A 24,981-nucleotide genomic window follows, 5' to 3' on the forward strand; every position below is an offset into this window, starting at 1 on the left:
GTCTGACGACCACGCCCTCCGGGTACTGCTCTACTGATTTACTGCTGGTACTGAATTACTGCCGGGGTTGCTGGTTCTGCTGTCCTGCTGCGGTCGTCGCAAACTATCTGACGACCACGCCCTCCGGCTACTGCTGTACTGCTGGTACTTCTTTACTGCGGTGGCCGCTTCAAACTGTCCGACGACCGGGTACTGCTGTACTGCTTTACTGCCGGGGTTACTGGTCCTACTGAACTGCTGCGGCCGCCTCAAACTGCCCGACGACCACGCCCTCCGGCTACTGCTGTACTGCTGGTACTGCTTTACTACCGGGGTTACTGGTCCTACTGAACTGCTGCGACCGTCTCAAACTGTCCGACGACCACGCCCTCCGGCTACTGCTTTAGTACTGGTACTTCCTTACTGCGGTGGCCGCCTAAAACTGTCCGACGGCCGGGTACTGCCATGCGGTATTCCCCCGCATGCAAAAAATATAGTACTGCTCCGAGAGAAAATCAAATCCCCAAGTTTCCGGGGACTTTGGGAGGGTTTGCGCACCAAGCCAAGCCGAGCCGCTAACTTACGGCTACGTCTCCCCGGGATGCCCGGGGCGACCTAGCCGTAGTGGCCTCACCGGCGTTCAGATCCTGTTGGCCAGCCGGTGATGGCCCCCCAGGGACGAGAAGCTGTCGATCGCGATCATCGGATCGCCACAAGCAAAGGCGTTACCTCATGGGGCAACCAATGCATAGTCGAAGTCTAGGTAGCCGATGCTTGCGGTCCGCTCCGTGGTGCGGTTTTGGTCCTGGCAACGCAGCGAATAGGTCATCTGGGGCACGAAAGCCTCCGCAGAAATGCTTAGTGCGGCTGAGGGCTCACCTACGGCGCTTGATTCACAGGGTTCCTTGCCTGTTCCGCTGAAGAAGCTGGTGTTCTCGGGTGCTTGGGCTTTGACCTGCAAGTTCCTGCCCGTGGGGTCATCGACAATTTTGTTGGCCAGGACCTCGATGCAGTCCACTGAAAAGGTTGGTTCGGCGCGCGACCGGACACCTGAGCATTTTGGTCCGGAGTGAGGGTTGGTCCGCTCCTGGATGTCTGGGATCACTGCTCCCTGTGTTCTGCCATGGAATGACTGGCGGGAATCGATTTGACAGGCCACGGAACCCATTATTAGCATATTTGTAATTGCATCCGTTGATGGCTTTGACCGGCCAAGAGGGGAGGGACACGTCGCCGTTAAATTAAACCTAAACCGAGTCAAACCACCCCATTCGTTGAGGGCCCCTCTGGCATAGAGGGGCCTTCCGTTTACTTGGAACAAGTCCCTCGCCCGCCGTCGAGGTGCGGGCATCTTGTCGCCTGTGCCTCGGTCCGGGAAAACAGTGAAGACGTTTATCCCCCAAGCCGTGAAAACACCACGCGCCCGGCCGTGGAATCCCCGTCCTGGCGCTTGAGGCGATTTCGTGGTGGTCGGCTACAGTCTGCTGGGCAGATGTTTGTCGCCTTGCAGATCTTCCCTGCACGGTGCCAACGGGCTGCCGTGCTTCCCCTTTTTGAGTGGGGGCGGTACTCGTCCGCCATCGGGCATTCGAACGGGTCGCGAGCGGAGAGCCCGACCTTGTCAATGTGGCTGATCACTGGGGCGTAGGCCTGCGCCAACCTCGCCACCGTGGACGGGACCTGGAGTTCTTCACAGTACTCGCGGACGATTCGTGCGACAGCCGGCAGGTTGGTGCCCGGCATCGAGGGGAAGAGATTATGCTCGGATAATCCCACTCCCCGGTCTTACCAAGCGTTAGATTTGATCTTATTTGAGAAAAAGGACACGAGACACCACATTGAGAATTTTGGTTGCCCCGAAATTCTGCGGTTCACTGCGTTTAGATTTCGGCGTGGGGACAAGTGGTGCGGCATCCCATCAAAAGATGGTTTGTTGAGACAGTCGTCGGCTCGCGGTGGATCAAATTCTTATGATTCGTCCCTATCGAGTCCACCTACGTGCATTACCGCGTTAAGCACATGAGGGCGATTCAATGGTGAAGCTACACGCGACTCACGATCTTTCCGAACGCTGGCCCCAAACAGGAAAAACTCCCTCGATATGAGAACTAGCGGATCAGCCGGTTCCCCCGGGCCCGGTCGATCGCCGCGGTGCGGTTGTCCACCCCGAGCTTGTCGTAGATGTGGATCAGGTGCGTCTTGACGGTGGACTGGGAGATGAACAGTGCGGCGGCGATTTCCTTGTTGGTTTTTCCGCGGGCCAGCAATTGCAACAGTTCCAGTTCCCGCGGGCTCACATCCGTGCTGTTGGCCCGCGCCTCGGGTGCGAAGCGCGCGGCGATGTCGGCCGAAAGCACCTGCTCGCCCTTTGCCGCGGCCTCGACGGCGGCGAGTACCTCGGGAAGCGGTGCGTCCTTGAGCAGGTAGCCCACCGCCCCGGCATCCAATGCGGCGCGGATGTCTGCGTCCGAATCGTAGGTGGTCAGGATCAGTACCGGCGCGCCGCCCAGGGCCCGTATCTGGCGGGTGGCACTCACTCCGTCCATCCCGTCCATCTGCAGGTCCATCAGCACCACGTCGACGCGTTGGCCCAGGGTGCCCAGCCGTTCCAGCTGGGCCAGGGCGGCGGCCCCGTCCCCCGCCTCTGCCAGCACCTCTAGCCCGCCTTGTTCGGTGAGCACCGCGCGCAGTCCGGCGCGCACCACGGGGTGGTCATCGACGAGCATGATCTTCAGGTTTCTCATCGTCCGTGGCTTTCTTCGCCGGTGTACGGGATGCGGACGGCAAGTACCGTCCCCTCGCCGGGTGCCGATTCGATATCCAGAGCTCCGCCCAGCAGCCCCAGGCGCTCACGCAGTCCGGCAAGCCCGTAACCGGTGCCGTCGGGCCGCGGTCTGATGGGGATGGTGGCGGTGTCCATGCCGTCCCCGTCGTCGAAGACGTCAAGGGTGATCGCATCGGGCAGGTACCCCAGGCTGATCACCGCCTGGCTGGCGTGTGCGTGGGCCGCGACGTTGGCCAGCCCCGACTGCGCCGCGCGCCAGAGCGCGGAGGAGATCTCCGCCGGCAAGGCCGTGGCGGCCCCATCCTGGCGGAAGGCCACGTCGAAGCCCTGCCCGGCGGCGGTCGCCGTACGTTCGGTGGAGGCACACAGTCGGCGCAACCTCCCGGCGAGGGTCCCGGCACCGTCTCCCGAGGACGATAAATCAGCCACGAAGTCCCTGGCCTCGGCCAGGTTCTCGGCGGCGGTGTCCCCGATGGTAGTGAGGCGTTCGGCCGCGGATTCGGTATCCCCCGCGGCAAGGGCCGCAGAGGCAGCGCGGGAGACCAGCACAATGCTGGACAGGCCCTGGGCCAGGGTGTCATGGATTTCGCGGGCCAGCCGGGTGCGTTCGGCCAGGGTCCCGGCGCGGTGCTGTTCCTCGGCGAGCGCAGCGCGGGTGGCACGCAGTTCATCCAGGGCGGCTCGCTGGTTCACGCCCTCGGTGTACAGCGCCCGGTAGGCCATGCCCATGATCACCGCGAAGATCGCCCCGACCACCGGTCCCACGATTGCCGCCAGCGCCAGCGATCCGGAGTGGTACCAGCCAGCGGCGATGACCGCTGCGGTGAGCAGCGCAACGGCGAGGAGTGCATGGCGGGGGCCCAGTATATGCAGGTGCAAAAAGAACAGCGGGAACGCCAGCCAGGAGTAGTCGGGGTGCAGGAAGAGCAGCATCAGCCACAGCACCACCACTCCCCCAAGCCACCATTTGGCCCAGGGCACCGTGCTCGGCGCCCGGCCCGTGGCGTGACGCTTCTCGGCCACGGTCCCTGCCAGGTAGAGGACAGCAAGCAGGAAAGACAGTATGGCGGCGGTGATCCCCACGGCCATGCCGGGACCGGAGAGCAACACCCGCATGAGTCCCACCGCCAGCAGGGCGGCAAAGCCTACGTGCAACCCCACGCGCAATACGCGCAGCACCGTTTCCCCGGCCGAGGGTCCCGGGGCCAGTACGGGGTCATCCAAACCGCCGGGGTTGGGGTGCTGGGCATCAACGATCACCCACCCAGCGTAGCGCCGCACAGCTGCCGCCCGGCTCCACCAAAGGGTTGAGTCCACCGGATGTAGGCTGGCCTCAACGGAGCCCGAACTCGTGGCGCAGGGCGCTTTGCGCTGCGAGGTAGCCATTCATCCCGTGTACCGCCGGGCCCGGCGGGGTGGAACTGGAGGCCAGGTAGAGGCCCTTGGCCGGGGTACGCCACGGGTCCGGCGAGAGCACCGGGCGGGCGAGCATGCCGCGGATGTCGGTTACTCCCCCGGAGATGTCTCCGCCGACCAGGTTGGGGTTTTGGGCTACCAGGCCCGGCGCGTTGGTTCTTTGCGCGTACTCGATGGTGTCCCTGAACCCGGGTGCCACGGCCTCGATCTGGCGGTCCATCGCCTCACGCATGTCCCCGGGGTGTCCGTTGGGCACGTGGCAGTAGGCCCACAGCACGTGCTTTCCCTCAGGGGCCCGCGAGGGATCGAAATTACTTGGCTGGGACACGATCGCGTAGGGGGCAGAAGATACGTTGGTGCGGATCCGACGCTCCTCGCGTCCGATCATCGCGGCGGTTCCGCCCAGGTGGATGGTCCCGGCGCCGGCAAGTTCGGCGTTGCGCCACGGCACCGGTGAATTGAGCACGTAGTGGATGAGGCAGGATCCCGGGCCACGGCGGGTCGACGCCAAGCGCTTGCGGTATTTTGCCGGTAGCGCATCCCCGGCGATCCGTGCCATCGCCTCCGGGGAGGTGTCAAAGAGAACCGTTGATTCTTCGAGCTGGGCCAGGTCGGTAACCTCGGTGTCCGTTTCGATCCTGCCCCCGGCGGCCAGGAACATCGAGGCCAGCGCATCGGAGATCGTCTGGGAACCACCGACGGGGATCGGCCAGCCGGCGCCGTGGGCGGAGGCCGCAAGGAAGAGCCCGGCCCCTGTGGAGGCGGGGCCGCGTCCCCCGCCGGCGGTATGCGCCGAGCAACCTGCGAGCATCGCGGTGCCGATCTCCCCGGTGCTCAGCCCGGGGACCATCATCGCTGCGGCGCGCACCGCAAAGGTTGCTAGTGCTACCGGATGCTTAGGGACCCGTATCAGTGGGTGCATCAGGATCTCGGCGGTTTCCTCGATGCCCCGCACCACGGGTCCCAGCATGCGTGCGTATCCCGGCCCCTCGGCACCAAGGCTCTGAACGGTGCGCGCCAGGTCCCGGTAGCCCAGGCCCACCCGGCCATCTGCCATCGGGTGCGCAAAGGAAATCTCCGGCACCCGGAAGTCAACGTGGTCGTTTAACCCGATGTCCATGAAGAACGGGGAAACCAAGGCCATCGGGTGCACGGCGGATCCCAAGTCGTGGATCGCCCCTCGGTAGCCCAGCTCCCGGGTGCGGGCAGCGCCGCCAACGGTGGGGTTGGCTTCGATCAGCCGCACCGAGAGGCCGGCACGAGCCAGTTGAAGGGCCGCGGCCAGGCCGTTTGGCCCGGCGCCGATCACTGCGGCGTCATGCGCCATGGGTAGTCCTAAGCACGAACTTGTCGCTCGCCCCGGCGAACGCACCGGCCTGCGGGTCGACCTGCCCCACCCGGCGCACCGGGTCCAGCTCGGTATCGAACATCGATTGGCTCACCTTGTACATCAGGTAGCCGGTGGCAATCATGTGTCCCAGCACGGCGAAGACGTAGAAAGACGTAGGGAACGTGTTTGAGGCCTTGATGTCGGCGTTGGTGGCGTAGAGGTACATCCAGATCGCCCAGAAGTGCAGCACCTCAAAGAGCTGCCAGACCAGGAAAGCCTTCCATTTGGGCCAGGCCAGGGCCGCCAGCGGGATCAGCCACAACACGAATTGGGGTGAGTAAACCTTGTTGAACAGGATGAAGGAGGCGACGATCAAAAAGACCAGCTGGCTCAGCCGCGGGGCCACCGGGGCGCGCAAGCCAAGGTAGGCGATTCCCGCGCAGCTGGCGGCGAAGAGCCCGAAGGCCAGTGCATTGATCATCGAGGCGTCCAGCGTGGCCATTGCCGGAATGACCCCGGCGGTGACGTTCCAGATGTGCCAGAAGGAGGACAGGCCGGCACTGCGGTCCTCGGTGAAGGTGAAGAAGTGCTTCCAGGCATCGAAGTTCACGATCGCCAGAGGCAGGTTCACCGCCAGCCAGGACAGTGCCGCACCGCTCAGCGAGACCCACAGCGGCTTGTAGCGCCCGGAGCGGATGGCCAGGACGATCACGGCGCCGAAGAAAAGCAGCGGGAAGACCTTCATCGCCGTGCCCAGTCCGATGAGCACCCCGGCCAGGAACGTTTTTTCCCGTGACCAGGCCAGCATGGCCAGGGCCAGGAACGCCACGGCCCACATGTCCCAGTTGATGGAGACCGCCAGGATGATCCCGGGGGCCACCGCCACCATTGCTGCGTCCCAGGGCCGGCGCCCGGCGGTGCGGGAGGTGGCGATGACCACCAGGATCCACAGCGCGATCACCAGGAGGAAGTTCAGGTCGTAGAAGGCCAGGACCCTGTTGAATTCACCGTGCGGAATCACCGCGGCACTGAGCGAAGAGACCACAGACATCAGCACCGGGTACTCGAACTGCGCACCGGCGGCGAAAGGAGCGAAGGCGTTCTCCGCGAATCCGCGGGCGTTGAAGAGCGCACTCCAGTCCGAGTAACAGGCCCACGCGTAGGAGTTGGTTCCTCCCCAGCCGTTGAGCCGGCAGGCGTTCTTGGATGCCACCGCGAGCAACGCCGCAATGACCGTGAGCAGAACCAGCACGCGTTCGATGGTGAAGAAGCCGGGGCTGATCCGCCCCGGGCTGCTGTGCCTTCCCAACGGTCCGCCGATGACCTCGGTGAACTTGCGTAAAAACGCGTCGCTGCGGCTCGGCACGGTGATCCGCGTCGGGGCACGCCTCGATTTCGGCGGTCCGGGGGCAGGTCGATGGCTCATGGGTTTCAGCCTAGTTGCTCAACCACTGCCTCTCGGTGACCCGCGCTGCCTTACGGTGGTTTGTCCCATTGAAATGCGGTGGGGAACGCCCGAGCACAGTCCTTTGGCTGGCGAGCCATCCAGTGTCGTTTGTTCGCCGGCGACGGCGAGGCCAAGAGGTGGAACCCGGCTGGGGCGTGGCCCTATTCCGTGGGGAACTGCGCGGCAAGCCGTTCGAGCGTGCGTTCCATGTTCGGCCCGGTGCTCCGCGTGAAGCCCAGTAGCCGAAGTAGCCATTTGTGCCGCAGGCGGCTGGCATCCCAGGTTTCGCTGACCATCGTCCCGGTCCCCACGGCCTCAAGCTCGTAGCGCCAGCGGTGTCCGCTGAAGTGCCGCCAGGCAATGCGCGAATCTTCCTCGAACTCGACCACGGTGTTGCTGATCCGATAGGGCAGCCCCAGGCGCATCTGCATGCCGAATTGGCTGCCCTGAGAGAGTTTGTCGCCGTGGCTGCTTGAGGCCTTCACCGTTCCGGAACCGTCGATGACCGGGTGCATGTCCGGGTCCCTCAGCAGCTCAAAGATCTCGTGGGGCGCAGCGGCGACAAGGCGACGGCGGGTTTGGAAGTATGGGGATGTGCTCACCACCACACTCTATGTGCTGGATGGGTAACGTGCTCGCCGTGACCCCGTCATTCAGTAGACCCGTGCCTCGGCAAAGCGCATGGGTGGGAGCCCGGCACGGCGTTCGATCAGATCCAGCGCATGGGCATCGAGACGAAAGTCCTCCTGACTGCGAAGCACCGCCTGCGGGACCGCCGAGGCACGTCCGGTGGCGTCCCGGGAGACGAAGACGCTCATGCATTGGGTGGTCTCGCGCCACACGGATTCCCTCGGGTCCTTGGCCATCACGCGCACGGCGATGTGCATGGAGTGCGGTCCGGTGTGGATCAGGCGTGCCGCAAGTTCCACGATGTCCCCGATGTGGATCGGGGCCAGGAAATGGATTCCCCCGGAATAGACGGCCACCGCATCTTTGCCGCACCAGGCCATGGCGCAGGCCCGGGCCACCTCGTCAATCCAGCGCATCACGATCCCGCCGTGTGCGTTGCCGCCCCAGTTCACGTCCGAGGGGGCGGCCAGGAACCTGAAGGTCTCGCGTTGCAGGGTTCCGACGTCCGTATATTCCTGCGCGCGCATGGCGTCGCGGATCTCGGCTCGGCCGCCGATGCGGTCGGCTGCGCCTTGGGCCAGCTGTGCCGTTTCGTCGTCCGCGGGCTCGAAATGCGGAACCGTCTTGGGCCGGCGCTCCTCGTCCATTGCGACGAAGACCAGGATGCAGTCCATGGCCGGGCGGAAGATGCGTTCGCGCACGTCGGCGGCGTCCACGGTGACCACCACCTGCATGCTGCTGCGCCCGGTGTGGACCACGCGGGCGGTGACCTCGATGAGGTCGCCGTTTTCAATGGGCCTGGTGAAGTGCACGTTGCCGACGTAAGCGGTGACGCAGTATCCGCCGCTGTAGCCCACGGCGCAGGCGTACCCGGCCTTGTCGATCCACTCCAGCACCCGGCCGGCCTGGACCGTGACCCCGTCTTCGGAGACATCTGTCGGTGCTGCCAGGAAACGCAGCTTCATGATGTCGTTCATGGCTTCATCCTAGATAAGGACCCGCACCGGGACCCGTAGATGACTACGGCGCGACGCACAAAGAAAAACACTCCGCTCCGCGCAGGCTCCCGCGCATAATTACAGCCCTCAGCAAAAGCACCGGTGGAGCCAGGTATCGACAGGGCCGACCAACCTCCTTGGGGAAAGAACCCGTCAGGAAAGAGGCGGCAGATAGGGACGGGTACCGAATCCCGGAGGTGGTGTGAAGCGATGCGCAGCCACGAGAAATCGGTCGAGTTCAGAGGGATCCTTTCCCTTGAGAAAGACGCCGAGCAAGCTCATGAGGCCGTCAACCATTTGCTCCTTGTCTGCGGAAGAATCCATCAGTTGCTTCGCGGCTGGCTGGTTCCCGCCGCGGATCGTCTGAAACAAGACGATCGCTTCTATCCATGGTCCGGCCTCGGACATGCTGCACCTCTTTTCGTATCCTTCCAGAATATATACGTTATAACGTAGTTATAACTTCGTCACAACGTAGACTAGTGGAATGGCCGGATGCTACTACTGGGTGGAGCATCTTGACTGCCGTGCCAAAACCGCGCGCCGCACCGGAGGTGGCCAATTCCGGTCCCTCGGGCGCAATGCACGCTTGAAAGGAAACCATTGGCCAAGAACATCAGCATCCTGGTGGGAAGCCTGCGCAGGGAATCCTACGCACGCAAGATCGCGCTCAACGCGATCGATCTTTTTCCCGCCGATTACCGCGTTGGGATCGTGGAGATCCGCGACCTGCCGCTTTACGATTTCGACTACGACGATCCCGAGGTCACCGACAAGGCAACGCCTGCCCGATACACCGACTTCCGCGAGACCATCAAGGGCTCAGACGGTGTCCTGTTCGTCACACCGGAAAACAACCGGACGATTCCGGCCTGCCTGAAGAACGCCGTTGACATCGGATCCAAGCCCAACAGCGACGTGGCATGGAAGAACCGCCCGGCTGGCATCATCAGCCACTCCGTCGGGCGCATGGGCGGGTACAGCTCCCAAAAAAATCTCCGCCTTGCACTGTCCTACTTCGACATGCCAACCCTGGGACAGCCGGAAGTGTTTCTTTCCCAGTCACCCAGCCTCGTCGGCGCCTCGGGCAAGATCGCCCATGAGTCCACGGTGCGGTTCCTGCAGGACTACATCACCCGCTTTACCCAACTCGTGGAAGCGCGCGCAGGAGAACGTCTTGGTTCCCTAAAGGCCGTCCCCCTACATCCCCGCTAATCGCCAGGGTGCAGGATCGCGCATGGATGCGGTGCTGCACACCGGCGATCATCGCACCAGCGCACGGGCGTCCTTGCCCTAGACCCCGCGGGTGGAATAGCGTCATTCGACCTCTGCGGGGGTGCCTGGGTTTCGGGGCCGAAGCGGATGCTTGGAAGCAAAAAAACGGGGGGCGTTGACCGGGAGGTATCCCGGTCAACGCCTCCGCCCTTATGCGACCGGCTACTTCACCTTTTCGGCAAAGGACCCATCAACGTACTGGTCCTGCGGAATCGCAGTCTTGTATTCGAGGGCTCCTGCATCCATCCACACGGACTCCATGTCAGCAAGCTGCTCCGGCAACGGCGCCAGGTTGGGCAACCAGGTGTAGAGCGGCACCGACTTGAGCTTGTCGACTTCCTGGTCCGTGGCCTCGGCAATCATTTTCAGGTTTTCGTCCGAGTAGCGGGCCTCTCCCTGCAGGTCCTTTGCTGCCTTGGAGACGGCATTGAAGAACTTCTGTGCGGACTCCGTATCAGCAAACTCATCGCCGAAGATAACACCGGTTCCCGAGGTGCCGGCAGGCGGGACACCCAAGGAAACCCCTGTGCCGTCTCCAAGTGCGATCGTCGAGAACGGAGCCGAGATCAGCCCGGCGTCAAGGCTGCCGTTCTTGATTGCCGTCGGCATGTCGGGGTTGCCCAGGTTAACGATTTCCACGTCGTTGATGCCAAGTCCCGCTTCCTTCAGCGCAAGGGAGGTCAGGAAGGCTCCCGTTCCGCCCACGCCGCCGGCGGCACCGACCTTCTTGCCCTTGAGATCGGCCACCTTGGTGATGGTTCCGTCATCGAACAACGCCTTTGATACGACCAGGTCCGTGGGGCTCTTCTCGGTGTTTCCGTCGGAGACTCCCATGGAGCCGACGATCTTGATATCAAGGCCGGTCTCGATGGCCGAGAACATGCCGGCAGAGAACCCGGCGGCCACGACATCGAGCTTCCCGCTGGAGGCCAGCGGAATCGCATCCGAACCCGACTTCACGGTCTGCAGATTGACGGTGAGGCCTTCATCCTCGAAGTAGCCCTTGGCCTGGGCCACGTAAATAGGTGCAAAGATCGGCAGCTGAACGATGCCAACTTCCACTGTCGCCGCCTTGTCACCGGTCTTGGCGGATTCCGTTGCCGAGCATGCCGTCAAGGCCAGGCCCGAGATCGCCAGTGCGGCGACCAGCTTGAGTTTCTTGTTCATTTGCTTGCCTTCTTTGTGCGTTTGTTTGAATATTTCCAGGGGATGAGCGCCCGCTCCAAGACGATGATCAGGCCGGTGACGATCGCGCCCAGCACCGAAACGACGATGAGGCCGACATACATCTTGGAAGGCTGGAAAAGCTGCCAGGAGTTCCAGATGAGGTAGCCAAGGCCATCGTTGGAGGCCACGAATTCCACTGCCGTGACCACGATGACCGACATACCCGCCGCGACGCGCAAGCCGGTCATGACCGAGGGCATGGCTCCTGGCAGCAGGACATGGCGGAAGAGCTTGGTGCCGGTCGCTTTGTAGGCACGGGCCGCTTCAAGGATCCGGTCATCGATCTGCACGATACCGGCCAGTGTGTTGATCTGAATCACGAAAAACACGGAGATTGCAACGGAGAGGATCTTCGGGGTTTCAGTGAGTCCGAATATCAGCAGCAGGAGGGGAAGGATAGCAATCTTCGGCAGCGCATACAGCGCCGTGAAGGTGGGACCGAGCGCGGCGCGCAAAGGCCTGGACACACCCATGAGCAGACCGACGAGGATACCCGCGGCCGCACCGCAGGAGAATCCGATCAGCAGCCGGGTGCCGGTTGCCGCGATGTGTTTCCAGAGCTCACCGCTTACCGTCATCTTCCAGCCCTGGGCAGCAATCTGGCTCGGAGGAGTGAACAACCTGGCATCGATGAGTCCGGTTCGCGCTGCCACTTCCCACAACAGCAGAAGAATCACTGGTGTGAGGACAGCCAGAGACAGGTCGCGCGCACGCAATCCCTTCTCCTTGCGACGGTTCTTCTCGATGGCCCGGTCAAGGTCGGGATTCTCCGCCGTGGCGGCTGCTCCCGGAACGGAAGCTTGGGTCATTTGTGTCATTTCAGGCCAACCTCAACGATGCTTGTACCTCGTCGCGCAGGGAATCCCAGATATCCTGTTTCATCCGCGCGAATTCGGGGGTTGCTTCGACTTCCATGCTCCGGGGACGGCCAAAGGGCACGTCAATGATTTCCTTGATGCGACCGGGACGCGCGGACATCATGACGATTCGGTCGCCCAGCAGCAACGCTTCCTCGATGGAGTGCGTGACCAGGACGACCGTCTTGCGTTCCAACTCCCACAGCTTGACCAGCTGTTCCTGCATCAGCATGCGTGTCTGGGCATCCAATGCGCCGAGCGGCTCGTCCATGAGAAGCGACGGGGACCCCGTGGCAAAGGCTCGGGCAATGGCGATTCGTTGCCTCATGCCTCCGGAAAGCTGGTGCGGATATGAGGACTCGAAACCCGATAGCCCGGCCTCGGCGATCCAGTGTCTGGCCCGTTCCTCGCGTTCACGCTTGCCGACGCCGGCCATGTGCTCGCCGAATGCGACGTTCTGCAGGACGTTGAACCAGGGGAAGACGCCATGCTCCTGAAAGACGAAGGCAGCTGTCGGCACTTTCTTCGCGCTCAGGTTGTTGATTATTTCACCCGATGTGGCGTCTTCGAGGTCTCCCAGGATCCTGAGCAGGGTCGATTTCCCGCAGCCCGATGGACCAACGATGCATGTGAATGAACCCTCCGGCAGCTTCAGGTTGATATCTGTCAGCGCGTGAACGGTGTTCGCCCCGGTAAAGACCTTGTTGACGTTGCGCGTTTCGAACGCGTACCTGGGCTCCGTTCCGGTTTGGGAGGTAGTCATTTATTGGATCCCTCAGTTTGGTGTGGCTCTTGATTGTCTATTGAATATGGCTGTAAGGGTGGCTCGTCAGAGGAGAACACCCCGCCGAGATATTTGCGGTCCCACTGTGACTCGGCTGCCAACGGGTTGCTTTCCGCTTCCTCGGATATCTGCTCAGCAAACACCTCGGCGTCGTCGAGGGCATGAAAGCCGATGGCTTCTCCCGCCTCCGCTGACAGATACCCCCGGGCATTCCGCGATACGCCCCAAATGGTCCTGAATCCAGTGGCCTGAGGACCAAGTGCCGCAATGAAAAGGCGACCTGCATCCTCAGGAGAAAGCCAGGTGCTGAGCATCCGCACGTTCTGGGGCTCGCTAAACCTCGAGGCGATACGCAGACAGATGACGTTCATGGCATAGCGATCGTGGTAGTAGCTGCCGAGCGCTTCCAGCGCGGCTTTCGAAACCCCATAGAAGGTATTCGGACGTACCCGCACATCCGCCGGAACCGCTTCATCCGCGGGTATTCCGACGAAACCCGTGGCGTGGATCGAACTGGCCAGCACCACCTTATTGATTCCGGCATGCAGTGCGGTATCCAAGACCGCTTGGGTTCCATCGATGTTGTTTTCGAGAATACGCTCCCACTCATCTTCCAGCGGGATACCGGCCAGGTGTACAACAGCGTCGCAGCCGACAAAAGCTGCCTTGAGTGCATCACGGTCATTGATGGAGCATATGTGCCATTCCAGACCGAGATCCTTCGCGGGCTTGGTTCGATCCACGCAGACAAGCTCCACGCACGCTTCCAGAAGCGCCGGAATAATGTCTGCGGCGAGGCTTCCGGCAGCTCCAGTGATTGCTACCCGCATGTCGCTGACAGCGGATCCGGCAATGTCGAATTCGGAGGTTTTGTTCATACCAGTGCACCCTGCTCATTAAGTGCTGCCCTTAATTTGGCGATGTCCACGCATCCGTTTTCGGCATGGGCTGCTGCGGCCAGCCCCGCGCCATGACCGGTGGCGAAAGCCGTTCCCATCACCCGTAGCGAAGCGAAGGCGCGGTTGTCAGCACTCACGAGTCGGCCACCGGCCCAAAGGTTGTCGATATTGCGCGAGGTTATTGCTCCGTAGGGTATGTGGTACCACTTGTGCTCTTTGATTTGGCTGTACGAGGTCTCACCGGGGACTGCATGATCTTCCATCGGCCAACCGCATCGGGCGATGGCGTCGTCGGGCCGCTGCCGTGCCTCAACGACATCACCGGCAGACACTGCTTCCATACCAATCATCCGCCGTGATTCGCGGATGCCGATCTGTGGTCCTGTCGAAGCAAGGAAAGCTCCATCCCAACCAGCAATAGTCCCCTTGAAGGCTTCAAGGTAGTGTCGCGAAAGCACTCTGCCGTCGAGCTCGGCCCGGGTCAGCTCTCGCACATCAAGGGCATCGACATGCTGATCCACCAGCAAAAGCATGATCTCTCGGGAAATTGGCATCCGCACACAGGTCCCATTGCTTCGCTGCAGCCGGGTTCCGGTCTTCTCCCTATAGGAGTCCAATGCCCCATCCATGGATTCAACGCTGGTATCTGCTCCTTCCGCGACACCGCCGACGCGCATGACCAAGGTGCTCGCCTGACGTTCACCAACATCTGAGACGTGCGTTTCGGCCTTCGCCGCCCGCAGAAGTGCGCCGTCGCCACTGCAATCGACGAACGCCTTACCCTTGACTCTCACAATGCCCCCGCGATGAATGAGGTCGACGCTCGCTATGGATCCTTCGTGTACCTCAGCAGAAAAGACGGTGCTGTGGAGCAGCAGATCCACTCCCGCGCCCCTGGCCATTTCATCCAACGTCGACTTGGTAGTTTCCATGTCCAAGACAACCACGGTGTTTCCGGAGTTCTCGAATGTTTCCAGTCGATAAAGATCTTGGCGGCTCAATTCGTCCAGGAAGTCCTGCCCGATACCTTTGACCACTTGCTCTTTTGTTTGGTCAAAGAACCCGCAATAGGCCAACACCGAGCTATTCGTGGCAGCGCCACCCAAGAAGCCGTATTGCTCTATCAAACACACGCTGGCCCCTGTGCGGGCCGCACTGACGGCCGCGGCAACACCGGCTGCGCCCCCGCCAACGACCACCACGTCAACCTCTGTAACTGATACCTCAGAGACCATAACGGTAAACTTTCCTCTCCCCTGCGAATAAAGGATCTGTTAGATCGATCACTATTCCTTGTTTACATCCTTGTGTGACACGTGACATAACACAAATGCCAAAAAATCATGTCTGCCATACCGAATATGCATACGATGTGAGTATGGAAATGCGCCATCTAGAAACCCTGATTAGCGTCGCTGCGGCCGGATCGATCAGCGCTGCAGCGATTGACCTGCGCACTTCCCAACCGGCTCTCAGCCGCCATATCGCAGAACTCGAACGCAGGGCCGGCGTCCCCCTGTTGTTGAGAACCGCTCGGGGCGTCGAGCTAACACCCCCCGGACGAGCCTTGCGAGATCACGCCCTAGGCATCCTCGGGCAGATTGATAAAATCCCAGAACTGGTCCGCAAAGCGAACACTCAGCCTCAACTCCTGCGTGTCGGCATGCCTCCGGGAATGCCCCATTCATGGTTTCGGTCTTCGGTTAAGATCTTTAGGGGTGAGCAGCCAAGCATCAATTTCGCACTCACCGAAGCAAACAGCAACGAGCAGTGGGCCTTGCTCCAAGCGGATTTCATCGATCTTGCCCTGCTCCACAACGAGCCACGGGAACACGAATCCAGGCTGGTACTTCGCCAGGAAATCGGGGTAGCGCTGGCTCCAGACTCGGAGCTTCAGGCCGAGACTACAATCAGTCTCTCCCAACTGGATGGGAAGGTGGTCATGGCGCATGAATCCGGTGAAGTTCGCCGACAAGAGGCGCGCCTGCGGATAGCCTCCGAATCAGCTGGAATCCACGTCCACTGGGTTTTCAGGAAATTCGCCCAACACAGTGTCCTGATCGCCGGCTTGGCGGATGCCGATGCCGTACTGACCACTGCGCCGTCGGCCCGCATCAACTTCCCCGGCTGGACTTGGCGCCCGATGGAGAATACGAAAACGCCGGGACAAGACCTGACGGTCCAAACCTGGGCGTCTTGGAAGCCAAGCACTCCTCCCGTCACGGCAGGATTCGTCAAAATCCTTGCTGAAACCGGTTCGCCGTGGCTGGTACACGGGGCTGATCCGCACGTTGATGATCAATAGTGGCTTGACGGTGCAACCGGCCAGCGTAGCTTCCTGAATGAGTGGCCTTGCTCTGGTGCGATCATACTGTCAGTGCACTCCACGGGCTATATAGCGTTTTGGGTCCTTGCCAGCTGGAGCACCACAGGCCTTGAAGCCTGTCGGGCTTGCTAACTGCCACAAACTCTCAGTTTGCGCTCGACAGGAAACCATCACCAAAAGTTTAGTCTCCGAAAAACCCGAGGTCGCCAGCAAGGAAGCGCGTGCCAAGTACACCGAGTTCCGCGAGATCTTCAAGGTCTCAGGTGACGTCCTGTTCCTGGCCCCGGGATGCAGCAAACCATTCCAGCCTGCCCAACGAACGCCGTTGACATCGGACCCTAGCCCGATAGCAACTCAGCATGAAATCACCAACTAGTAGGCACCATCAGCCACTTCATCGATCGCATGAGCGGGTGCAGCTCCCAAACACACCCTCTCCTCGCGCTGTCCCACTTCGCTACGCCAAGCCAGAGAGGGATCGTGGCTTCCTGAGAAACACCACTTCGTGCTTGCTCTTGCGAAGCCCAAGGGCCTAGGGGATGGTCAAACCCAGCACAGCTGGCTCCGGAGTCGACGATGGACAGTGGATTTAGTTCATCAGCTCCACTCCTGAGCAGCCAACAACGATCTTTGAGTCCATGCACCGTACTACAGCGGCACCATCATTTCCTGGTGCCACTGACGAAAAAGACGTGGGATCCAAGCAATGCTTGCATCCCACGTCCTTGGTGAACAACCCCGCCACTCAAGGGTGGGATTGAACGTAACTGCTAGGAGGAGAAGTCCTAGATCGCTGAGGCGATCCAGATAACTAGGGCTACGGCAACAAGAACGCCGACGATGGTCCATACAAGGCTGCTTCCACGCATGTGGCTAACTTCCGTTCTCTTCGTTGTTACTTCTTCTTTCGTTTTCAGAAGAAGATACTTTCCCTACCGTCAAGTAGCCGCGAGTGGCCCTTACTGCGGGGAATTATTGACCGGCGCGTCGGATCGCATTATTCCAGGGCATTGAGGCACCGCCGGACCCGAGCCAAGATGGTGCGAACAGCCGAACTGCGCGTTCGTTAAGGGTGCCCATAGTTTGCGGGCCGTCTGTTTCTCGACAGCAGCTCCCTTTTCCTGCCCTGTAAGCCTCGCCGGCACACTCGGCGCGGACATGACGGACGTTTACCCTTGCCGCTGGTGGCGAACAAGGAACCATTGGAGACGGGGCAGGGAATATTTTGTTGACTACGTCGTTAACTTGAGTCAAAGACACTCAAGTATCCACAGGAGGAAACATGCCTGCACTCTTTGGCTCATCCGGTTCCGGTAACGGTTCTTTCGAAGATTTCCTGGCCCGCTACCTTCAAGGCCAGCGCAGCAGTCGATTTGGACGGCCCGTCGACATCACCCGGTTGCTGAGCCGCCAAACCCATGAGGTACTGGCTCGTGCCGCACAATTCGCCGTCGAACACGGCCACACCGATATTGATGCGCTTCACCTTTTGCGGGTGATGCTCGAGACCGAGCCTACCAACGGTGCCTTGCGCCGCTCCGGAGCCGACGCCGACGCCATTGCCCGCGACGCCGAGCAACGCCTTCCCGAAACCGGGCCACAACGCACCGATTCGGCCCCTGCATTGACACAATCAACCCAACGCGCACTGCTGGATGCCTACCAAGTCGCCCGCGCCTTCGGCTCCACCTATATCGATCCCGAACACCTGTTCCTGGCGTTCGTGCTGAACACCGAAGCACCCGCCGGCCAGGTCCTGGGCGCTGCCGGAGTCACTCCGCAGTCCCTGCAGTCCGCGGTCGAGGGTGCCCAGGAAGCTGCGAAGAGCCGCCCCGCCGGCGCCCCGGCACCGTCGTCGAATACCGGAACCCAATCCATCAAGGGCGAGACCCCCATGCTGGACAAGTTCGGCATGGACCTGACCGCCCGGGCCGCGGAGGACAAACTGGACCCGGTGATCGGCCGCACCAAAGAGATCGAACAGACCATCGAGATCCTGGCACGACGCACCAAGAACAATCCGGTATTGATCGGAGAGGCAGGGGTCGGCAAGACAGCCGTCGTGGAAGGCCTGGCGCGCGCCATCGTCGCCGGGGAGATCCCCGAACAACTGCGCGGCAAACGCGTTATTGGGCTTGATCTGGCGGCCATGGTCGCCGGGACCCGCTACCGCGGCGACTTCGAGGAACGGCTCACCCAGATCATGGACGAGATTGCCGCCCAGGACGGAAACGTGATCGTCTTCATCGACGAGCTGCACACCGTTGTCGGCGCCGGAGGCGGAGGGGACGGCTCCATGGACGCAAGCAACATCCTCAAGCCCCGGCTCGCCCGCGGTGAACTGCACCTGGTCGGTGCCACCACGCTGGCCGAATACCGCAAGGTGGAGAAGGACCCCGCCCTTGAGCGCAGGTTCCAGCCGGTGACCATCGGTGAACCGTCGATCCAGGACGCCGTCGCGATCCTGCATGGGCTCAAGGACCGCTACGCCCAGCACCACCAGGTGAGCTACACCGATGCTGCCATCCGAGCCGCGGTAGAGATGTCCGCGCGATACGTGACGGACCGGTTCCTGCCGGACAAGGCCATCGACCTGATCGATACGGCCGGTGCCCGCCTGAGCCTCAAGCACGGACCCGGTGCAGACACCGAATCCCTGGTGACCCGCATTGCGGAACTGGGTGTTTCAAAGGACCAAGCAGTGGCCGAGGAACGCTACGAGGATGCCTCGAAGTTGCGTGATGAGGCCGAGGAGGTTTCCGCCCGCTTGGCGGAGATCGAAGACGGCACGGCACAAAGCGCCCCGGCGATAGTCGACGAAACCGAGATCGCCGAGGTCATTGCCCGAGCCACCGGCATCCCCGCAGTCCGGCTTACCGAGGATGACAAGGAACGCCTGGCACGACTCGAGGAGGAACTGCACGAGCGGGTCATTGGCCAGCACGACGCGGTTTCCGCCGTTGCCAAGGCGGTGCGCCGCTCAAGGACGGGACTGGGCGACGAGAACCGCCCGGTCGGCAGCTTCCTCTTCTTGGGTCCCACCGGCGTGGGCAAGACCGAACTGGCCAAGGCCCTGGCCGCATCACTCTTCGGCAACCAGTCCGCGATGGTCCGGTTCGACATGAGCGAGTTCGGCGAGCGCCACACGGTCTCGCGCCTAATCGGAGCCCCTCCGGGCTACGTCGGCTACGACGAGGCCGGGCAACTGACAGAGGCTGTGCGCCGGCGGCCCTACTCGGTGGTGCTGCTGGACGAAGTGGAGAAGGCACACCCTGATGTGTTCAACCTGCTTTTGCAGGTGCTCGATGACGGCCGCCTCACCGACGGACAAGGACGCACCGTCGATTTCCGAAACACCGTCATCATCATGACCTCCAACCTCGGTTCGGAGTTCCTGGCCAGCCGCGGCGCCCCGTTGGGCTTCTCCGGAGAGTCCGGTACCGGTACCGAGCGCGAACTACGTGCCAAGGTAATGGGCCGGTTGCGCGAGACAATGCGCCCCGAATTCCTGAACCGGATCGACGAGACGGTGCTCTTCCGCAAGCTTGGACAGGAACAGTTGCGCGAGATCGTGCGGCTGCAGCTGCAGCGTACCGAAGCCCGACTCACCGCCCACGGGCTGGCCTTGGAAGTCGATGGGTTGGCGGTGGACTGGATCGCGGCCGAAGGCCACGAACCCGAGTTCGGCGCCCGCCCTTTGCGCCGGGTGATCCAGCGCGAGCTCGATGACAAAGTCGCCGATCTCCTAGTAGCCGACGAGCTGCCGGCGGGCGGCACCGTTGTGGTCACCATGGATGAGTCGGGCCTGCGGGTTGCGGCTCGACGCGCAGAACTTCTGGCGGCCTAGCAAACACCGTGTAGGGACGGACGGCTGAGTCCGACGTCCCCACACGGTTCTCGCTGCTTTTCCTGTTCCCGCCACCGCTCTGCTTAGGTGCCCCGGGCTGGCGCACCCTTGGTCAGGCTGCGTGCGATTCACGCCGGGATTCCCACCGGCGAAGCATCAGGGCAAGCAACACCGCTGCGGCAACCCCGATGACGGTGAAAAGGACGCGTTCGATCGTCAGCTCGAATCCGCGGTCGATATCTCCAAGGGAGGCAAAAATCAGCAGCATTGGAGTCAGGGCCAGCGCCTGCATCAGATAGGCACCGCCCATGGTGTACCAAACCAACGAGAACAGGCAGAACACGGCAACGACAACCGCTGCCCACAAGGGCAGCAATAGCACAGCCAACAGTGCGATGATCGCACCCAGAAACGTGCCAATATGTCGACCGTTCAACGTCTCGCGCCGCTGGTTGGGCAGGGGGCGCAGTGCCATCAGAACTGTGACCGCGATCCAGTATCCATGGGGGATGTTGTTGGCCAGGGACCAGAACATCACTGCTGCACACAAGACACCCACGGCGATGCCGTGTTCCCAGGATGTACGTTTTTCCACGGGCATGACAGGCGCCTGAAATTTCAGCAATTTGGTGATGAAGGCCCCCACCACACCGCCGCCAAGAATCCACAACCCCGCCACCCACCATTGAAGGGTGATCGGTCCGGGGCCAAACAGGATCACCATGATCGGTGCCAAGGTGAGCAATCCAGCGGAACGCTGGTTGGTTAGTGCCGAGAGGACCGCGGAAACGAACATCAGGAGCGCAATGGCCCACGGTGTAGATCCGGCCAGGGAGGCCAATGCCCCGAGTGCGGCGCCGATGACCACCAGCAGGGCCGCCAGAGGGGGCTTGCTTACCGGGGTGACGGCCATTCCCAGACCAATGGCGAGACCGAATCCCATGCTGGCCGAGGTTCCGGCCAGCACGCTGACGATCGCCGACGGGATCAGGATCGCAACCAGAAGCTTAAGGGTGATGGGCAGTGTCCCCGGTTGGGGTCGACTGAAAAGCGCCATGGGGTTGTTTACCTTTTCGCGGACCGGAGGCCGCAGGGATTCTAGCCCCTGCGAAAGCAGGGCCTGAAGGATTTCTCGGCTGGATCACTAACGTTACCAACCCCATGGAAGTCACCCGACAACAAGTACTGTCTAGACGACATGTTTTATCTCATGACAGGCAGCTAGCCAAACCACTTGACTGCAATCTCCATACGGCAGTAAGACCCCCGGTGAGGCAGGTCAAAGAATCCAACCAGTATGTTGTCTACAGGCCGGGGTTCACTTGCTCCCGGACCTGCTTGCGCAGGATCTTGCCAAGCATCGATCGCGGCAGGTCATCAACGGCCACGATTCGCTTAGGAATCTTGTAGCCGGCGAGTTGGGTCCGGCAATGCTCTCGCAGCTTGGACTCGTCAAGGGACACCCCGGGTTCGAGCTCCACGGCCGCGACCACCATTTCCCCGCCTCGCTCCAGTGCCCTGCCAAACACGGCGGCATCCTTGACATCGGGGTGCGCGCGCAACGCTGTCTCCACTTCAGTGGGTGCGACGTTGAAACCTCCGGTGATGATCAGCTCCTTGGCCCGATCCACGATAGTGGCGAATCCGTCGGGATCCACTCTGACCACGTCTCCGGTGTGCAACCACCCGTCGGCGGTCAGCGTCTTCGCTGTTTCCTCCGGGTTGTTCCAGTAGCCGGCGAATACCTGTGGCCCCTTGATCAGCAGCTCTCCGGGTTCTCCCTGCTCCACTTCGGTGTCCGGGTCATCCAGATCCACGACCTTCATCAGTGTCGAGGGGAACGGCACCCCGATGGTTCCGGTGCGGCGGGTGGGGTGGAACGGGTTGCCCATGGCCACCGGGGAAGACTCCGTCATCCCGTAGCCTTCCACCAGCAGCCCGCCGGAGACCGACTCCCACAGCTCGACCACGTGGGCAGGCAGGTTCATGGCGCCGGAAATGCAGTACTTGGCCGAGCGCAGCGAGACACCTTTTTCCTTGGCCGCCATGGCCGTGCGCTCATAGATCGGCGGGACGGCACAGTACACGGTCGCCGGGGACTTCTTCATCGCATCGAGGATCAGATCCGGGTCGAACTTCGGGAAGAGCACCAGCAACCCCTGCTTTTTCACCCCGAAGGTGAGGTACAGCGTCATGCCGAACGCGTGGAACATCGGCAGGATTGCATAGAGGATCTCCTCGCGTTCCTTGGCCCCGGCCATCCATGCTTCCCCCTGCAGCGCATTGGAATACAGGTTGAAGTGGGTGAGCATGGCGCCCTTGGGAAGTCCCGTGGTTCCGGAGGTGTACTGGATGACCGCCAGGTCGTTGACTTTAGGACGCGGATGCGAGGTGGAGAGGCGATCGGCCTTAAGCAGTTGCTTCCACGGCATGGTTCCCGGCGCCGGGGCGCTGAGCGCCGCCTTGGATTCGCGCAGCTTCTTCACCGGTAGGTTCAGCGCCAAGGCCTTGAAGGTGGGGAACGCCTCGAGCAGGTTCACCGAGATCACGGTGTCGATCTGCACATCCTTGGGAAATCCCAACACGGATCCGGCAACCTTGTCCCAGGCAATGACGATGCGTGCCTGATGGTCCTCGAACTGGTGTCGCAGCTCCTTGGAAGTGTAGAGCGGGTTGTGTTCCACCACGACGGCACCCAGGCGCAGCACGGCATAGAACGCAATGACATGTTGTGGGCAGTTGGGCAGGATCAGTGCCACCGTGTCCTCGGCCCGGACCCCGAGCAACCGCAGTCCCTCCGCGGCGCGCTCAACGGCTTCGCCCAGGTCGCGGTAGCTGGTGCGCCTGCCGAAGAATTCGGTGGCGGGGTGCTCCCCCGCTTCGGCGACCGAGCGTTCAAACATCTCGCTCAGTGATTCGGTGGGAAGTTCGATCTCGGCCGGGACACCCGGCTGGTAGTTCTTGGTCCAGGGGTGGGCCGCAGTGTTGTCCATGGTTCCATCATGCCGCGTATCCGCGACGTGAACGAGCCGGCTAAAACCTCAGGCGTCGGCGAAAATGGCGAACGGCGGTGTTTCCAGGCCGTCTGCCAGCGCTTCGGCAGGGTTGCTGCCCAGTGCGCGGATGGCATTGGTGTCATCGACATGCACCACGGAGGGCTTGAAGGACTTGGCCTCCGCGTTGGTCATCGAGGCGTAGGTGATGATGATGACCAGGTCACCCACATTGACCAGGTGGGCGGCGGCGCCGTTGATGCCGATGACGCCCGAGCCGCGCTCTCCGGCGATCGTGTAGGTCTCCAGCCGTGCCCCGTTGGTGACATCGACGATCGAAACCAGTTCCCCGGGCAGGATGTCGGCGGCATCGAGCAGGTCTGCGTCAATGGTGATCGATCCGACGTAGTGCAGGTCGGCATGGGTGACCGTGGCACGGTGGATCTTGGACTTGAACATTGTTCGCTGCATGGGCAATCTCCTGAAAGGGGTGGTGCAGGCCGTGGCGCTCTTCCGTGGACGCCGGCCGTGGTGCCCCGGTTTCTTTAACTGGCCATCCCGGGCCTAAGTCATTCTAGGCGGGCACGCTGCCGATTGTCTGTGACGCACCCAGGGTTCACAGAGACTTCCTCCACCCATCCGAAAAAGGCACCGCCAACGGCTTGGGTCGACCCAGCCGCCCAGGAATGACTGGCCTGCATGGCATGATGACGTCATGGAACCGGACCGGAACAAAGCATCAGTCATTGATGAACTGCGAATCCTTGAGGCCATGCTGCAGGCCATTAACGAGCGCGAGAAGGTGTTTGCTGCGATTGAAACATCGGAAACGCACGAGGAGGCACTAGCCGCCCTCGGACAGGTCCTGGGTATCGGAGAGATCCGGGCTCGTGCCGTCCTTGACATGCAGGCACGGCGTTGGACCCACGGTGAGGCACGGAAGCTCGAGGCGCAAATTGCAGTGCGGCGCTCCGAGCCGGAATTACTCTAGGCCAGCGCCCGGATCCCCCATCTCCAGCCAGGCATCGATCCCGCCTTCGAGGTGCACCACGTCGTCATACCCGGCTGCGGCCAGTGCTTCCAGTGCTTGGGCCGAACGCACGCCGGACTTGCAGTGCAGCACCAGCGGGGTCCCGCGCGGGATCTTTCCCAACGCCGTCGAGTCCTTGATCCCTGCAAGCGGGACCAATACAGAGCCGGGGATGCGCGCAATCTCGAATTCCACCGGTTCGCGCACATCGACGAGCATGAAGTCGCGCTCCCCCGTATTGCGCCCGCGCAGCCTTGCCTGCAGGTCCTCCACGCTCACCGAGGACTCATCGCGGCCACCTTGATCGCTTTCGGCACCGAGGCCGCAAAGAACCTCGTAGTCCACCAGCTCGGTGATCGCCGGGGCTTCGGGATCCTTGGTGATGCGCAGCTCTCGCCAGCGTGACGCCAGCGCATCGAAAACCAGGAGCCTGCCCAGCAGGGTCTCGCCGACACCGGTGATCAGCTTGACGGCCTCGGTGACCATCATTGCCCCGATCGAGGCGCACAGCATGCCAAAAACCCCGCCCTCCGCACACGAGGGAACGGTTCCGGCGGCCGGCGGTTCCGGATAAAGATCCCGGTAGTTCGGGCCGTGCTTGTCCCAAAAGACGCTCACTTGTCCGTCAAAGCGCAAGATCGAGCCCCATACATAGGGCTTGCCCAACAGCGTGGCGGCGTCGTTGACCAGGTAACGCGTGGCGAAGTTGTCGGCACCGTCGAGGATCACGTCGTAGCCCGCGAAGATTTCCAACGCGTTGGTGGAATCAAGGCGCACCGGGTGCAGCACGATACCCACGCCCGGGTTGAGTTCCGCGATCGAGTCGCGCGCGGATTCGAGCTTGGTGCGACCGATGTCACCGACGCCGTGGATCACCTGGCGTTGGAGATTGCTCAGTTCAACCGAGTCATCGTCGATGATGCCCAAGGTTCCCACGCCGGCAGCCGCAAGGTAGAGCAAAGCGGGCGAGCCGAGCCCGCCGGCCCCGATGACCAGCACCTTGGCATTTCGCAGCCGGCGCTGTCCCTCAAGCCCGATCTCGGGCATGAGGGCATGGCGGGAATACCTCTCCAGTTCCCCTGCGTCCAGTGCCGGTCCCGGTTCAACCAGGGGAGGCAACGAGGCAATGCTGTTTTCGGCGAGCGTCTGGCTCAAATC

The 24,981-nt window shown here is 61.9% G+C and carries 21 protein-coding genes; 4 read left to right on the plus strand and 17 right to left on the minus strand.

The annotated features are described in order from the left end of the window. Positions 1-709: 709 nt before the first annotated feature. The 8 genes from ABEA12_RS16685 to ABEA12_RS16720 form a co-directional block, all read right to left on the minus strand. On the minus strand, positions 710-1,084 hold the full coding sequence (locus tag ABEA12_RS16685) for a hypothetical protein (RefSeq protein WP_210102355.1): 375 nt from the start codon (positions 1,082-1,084) through the stop codon (positions 710-712). Positions 1,085-2,087: 1,003 nt separating this feature from the next. After that, positions 2,088-2,723: a response regulator gene (locus ABEA12_RS16690; RefSeq protein WP_210102354.1), complete on the minus strand. Its 636-nt coding sequence runs from the start codon at positions 2,721-2,723 to the stop codon at positions 2,088-2,090. Next, positions 2,720-4,150: a sensor histidine kinase gene (locus ABEA12_RS16695; protein WP_345469014.1), complete on the minus strand. Its 1,431-nt coding sequence runs from the start codon at positions 4,148-4,150 to the stop codon at positions 2,720-2,722. The genes ABEA12_RS16690 and ABEA12_RS16695 overlap by 4 nt, the downstream gene beginning before the upstream one ends. After that, positions 4,098-5,507 carry a phytoene desaturase family protein gene (locus ABEA12_RS16700; protein ID WP_210102353.1) on the minus strand — a complete coding sequence of 470 codons (1,410 nt, stop codon included), beginning with the start codon at positions 5,505-5,507 and terminating at the stop codon, positions 4,098-4,100. Before ABEA12_RS16700 ends, ABEA12_RS16695 begins: the two co-directional genes overlap by 53 nt. Then, positions 5,497-6,936 carry a glycosyltransferase family 87 protein gene (locus tag ABEA12_RS16705; RefSeq protein WP_210102352.1) on the minus strand — a complete coding sequence of 480 codons (1,440 nt, stop codon included), beginning with the start codon at positions 6,934-6,936 and terminating at the stop codon, positions 5,497-5,499. Before ABEA12_RS16705 ends, ABEA12_RS16700 begins: the two co-directional genes overlap by 11 nt. Positions 6,937-7,118: 182 nt before the next feature. Further along, positions 7,119-7,559, minus strand: a complete 441-nt coding sequence (locus ABEA12_RS16710) for an SRPBCC family protein (RefSeq protein WP_210102351.1) — start codon at positions 7,557-7,559, stop codon at positions 7,119-7,121. Positions 7,560-7,610: 51 nt separating this feature from the next. Next, on the minus strand, positions 7,611-8,564 hold the full coding sequence (locus tag ABEA12_RS16715) for an acyl-CoA thioesterase (protein ID WP_210102350.1): 954 nt from the start codon (positions 8,562-8,564) through the stop codon (positions 7,611-7,613). Between the two features lie 174 nt (positions 8,565-8,738). Further along, positions 8,739-8,993 carry a hypothetical protein gene (locus ABEA12_RS16720; protein WP_210102349.1) on the minus strand — a complete coding sequence of 85 codons (255 nt, stop codon included), beginning with the start codon at positions 8,991-8,993 and terminating at the stop codon, positions 8,739-8,741. A 195-nt stretch (positions 8,994-9,188) separates the two neighbouring features. On the opposite strand from ABEA12_RS16720, the gene ABEA12_RS16725 reads away from it, so the two are divergent. After that, positions 9,189-9,800, plus strand: coding sequence for an NADPH-dependent FMN reductase (locus ABEA12_RS16725; protein WP_210102348.1), 612 nt, complete (start codon positions 9,189-9,191; stop codon positions 9,798-9,800). A gap of 222 nt (positions 9,801-10,022) precedes the next feature. On the opposite strand, the gene ABEA12_RS16730 is transcribed toward ABEA12_RS16725, so the two are convergent. From ABEA12_RS16730 to ABEA12_RS16750, 5 genes are read right to left on the minus strand one after another with little or no spacing between them, the layout of a single operon-like run. Then, positions 10,023-11,027: an ABC transporter substrate-binding protein gene (locus ABEA12_RS16730; RefSeq protein WP_210102347.1), complete on the minus strand. Its 1,005-nt coding sequence runs from the start codon at positions 11,025-11,027 to the stop codon at positions 10,023-10,025. Then, positions 11,024-11,896 (minus strand): ABC transporter permease, encoded by an 873-nt coding sequence (locus ABEA12_RS16735; protein ID WP_210102346.1) that lies wholly within the window; start codon positions 11,894-11,896, stop codon positions 11,024-11,026. The genes ABEA12_RS16730 and ABEA12_RS16735 overlap by 4 nt, the downstream gene beginning before the upstream one ends. Before the next feature lie 10 nt (positions 11,897-11,906). Continuing rightward, entirely contained in the window at positions 11,907-12,707 is an 801-nt protein-coding gene (locus ABEA12_RS16740; RefSeq protein ID WP_210102345.1) for an ABC transporter ATP-binding protein, read from the minus strand. Continuing rightward, complete coding sequence (locus ABEA12_RS16745) at positions 12,704-13,606, minus strand: NAD-dependent epimerase/dehydratase family protein (protein ID WP_210102344.1); 903 nt, start codon at positions 13,604-13,606, stop codon at positions 12,704-12,706. The genes ABEA12_RS16740 and ABEA12_RS16745 overlap by 4 nt, the downstream gene beginning before the upstream one ends. Further along, positions 13,603-14,862 (minus strand): FAD-dependent oxidoreductase, encoded by a 1,260-nt coding sequence (locus tag ABEA12_RS16750; RefSeq protein ID WP_210102343.1) that lies wholly within the window; start codon positions 14,860-14,862, stop codon positions 13,603-13,605. The genes ABEA12_RS16745 and ABEA12_RS16750 overlap by 4 nt, the downstream gene beginning before the upstream one ends. Before the next feature lie 95 nt (positions 14,863-14,957). Between ABEA12_RS16750 and ABEA12_RS16755 the strand changes: the two genes are divergently transcribed. Both ABEA12_RS16755 and ABEA12_RS16760 read left to right on the plus strand, forming a co-directional pair. Beyond that, positions 14,958-15,932 carry a LysR family transcriptional regulator gene (locus ABEA12_RS16755; protein WP_210102342.1) on the plus strand — a complete coding sequence of 325 codons (975 nt, stop codon included), beginning with the start codon at positions 14,958-14,960 and terminating at the stop codon, positions 15,930-15,932. Positions 15,933-17,235: 1,303 nt separating this feature from the next. Next, a complete protein-coding gene (locus tag ABEA12_RS16760; RefSeq protein ID WP_210102341.1) occupies positions 17,236-19,800 on the plus strand; it encodes an ATP-dependent Clp protease ATP-binding subunit in 2,565 nt (854 codons plus the stop codon). Positions 19,801-19,912: 112 nt separating this feature from the next. On the opposite strand, the gene ABEA12_RS16765 is transcribed toward ABEA12_RS16760, so the two are convergent. The 3 genes from ABEA12_RS16765 to panD all read right to left on the minus strand — a co-directional run bounded on the left by ABEA12_RS16765 (position 19,913) and on the right by panD (position 23,264). Beyond that, positions 19,913-20,857, minus strand: coding sequence for an FUSC family protein (locus ABEA12_RS16765; protein ID WP_210102340.1), 945 nt, complete (start codon positions 20,855-20,857; stop codon positions 19,913-19,915). Between the two features lie 247 nt (positions 20,858-21,104). Next, complete coding sequence (locus ABEA12_RS16770; protein ID WP_210102339.1) at positions 21,105-22,793, minus strand: long-chain-fatty-acid--CoA ligase; 1,689 nt, start codon at positions 22,791-22,793, stop codon at positions 21,105-21,107. A 48-nt stretch (positions 22,794-22,841) separates the two neighbouring features. Then, entirely contained in the window at positions 22,842-23,264 is a 423-nt protein-coding gene (panD, locus tag ABEA12_RS16775; protein WP_210102338.1) for an aspartate 1-decarboxylase, read from the minus strand. A 244-nt stretch (positions 23,265-23,508) separates the two neighbouring features. Between panD and ABEA12_RS16780 the strand changes: the two genes are divergently transcribed. Continuing rightward, the gene (locus ABEA12_RS16780; RefSeq protein ID WP_210102337.1) at positions 23,509-23,784 is read left to right on the plus strand and encodes a DNA gyrase subunit A; all 276 of its coding nucleotides are present in this window, start codon (positions 23,509-23,511) and stop codon (positions 23,782-23,784) included. Here the strand turns inward: ABEA12_RS16780 and moeB are convergent. Next, the gene (gene moeB, locus ABEA12_RS16785; protein WP_425571798.1) at positions 23,776-24,978 is read right to left on the minus strand and encodes a molybdopterin-synthase adenylyltransferase MoeB; all 1,203 of its coding nucleotides are present in this window, start codon (positions 24,976-24,978) and stop codon (positions 23,776-23,778) included. The two genes, ABEA12_RS16780 and moeB, sit on opposite strands and share 9 nt — an antisense overlap. Positions 24,979-24,981 lie beyond the last annotated feature (3 nt).

It is taken from the genome of Paeniglutamicibacter antarcticus (assembly GCF_039544305.1).
GTDB classification, from domain to species: Bacteria; Actinomycetota; Actinomycetes; order Actinomycetales; family Micrococcaceae; genus Paeniglutamicibacter; species Paeniglutamicibacter antarcticus_C.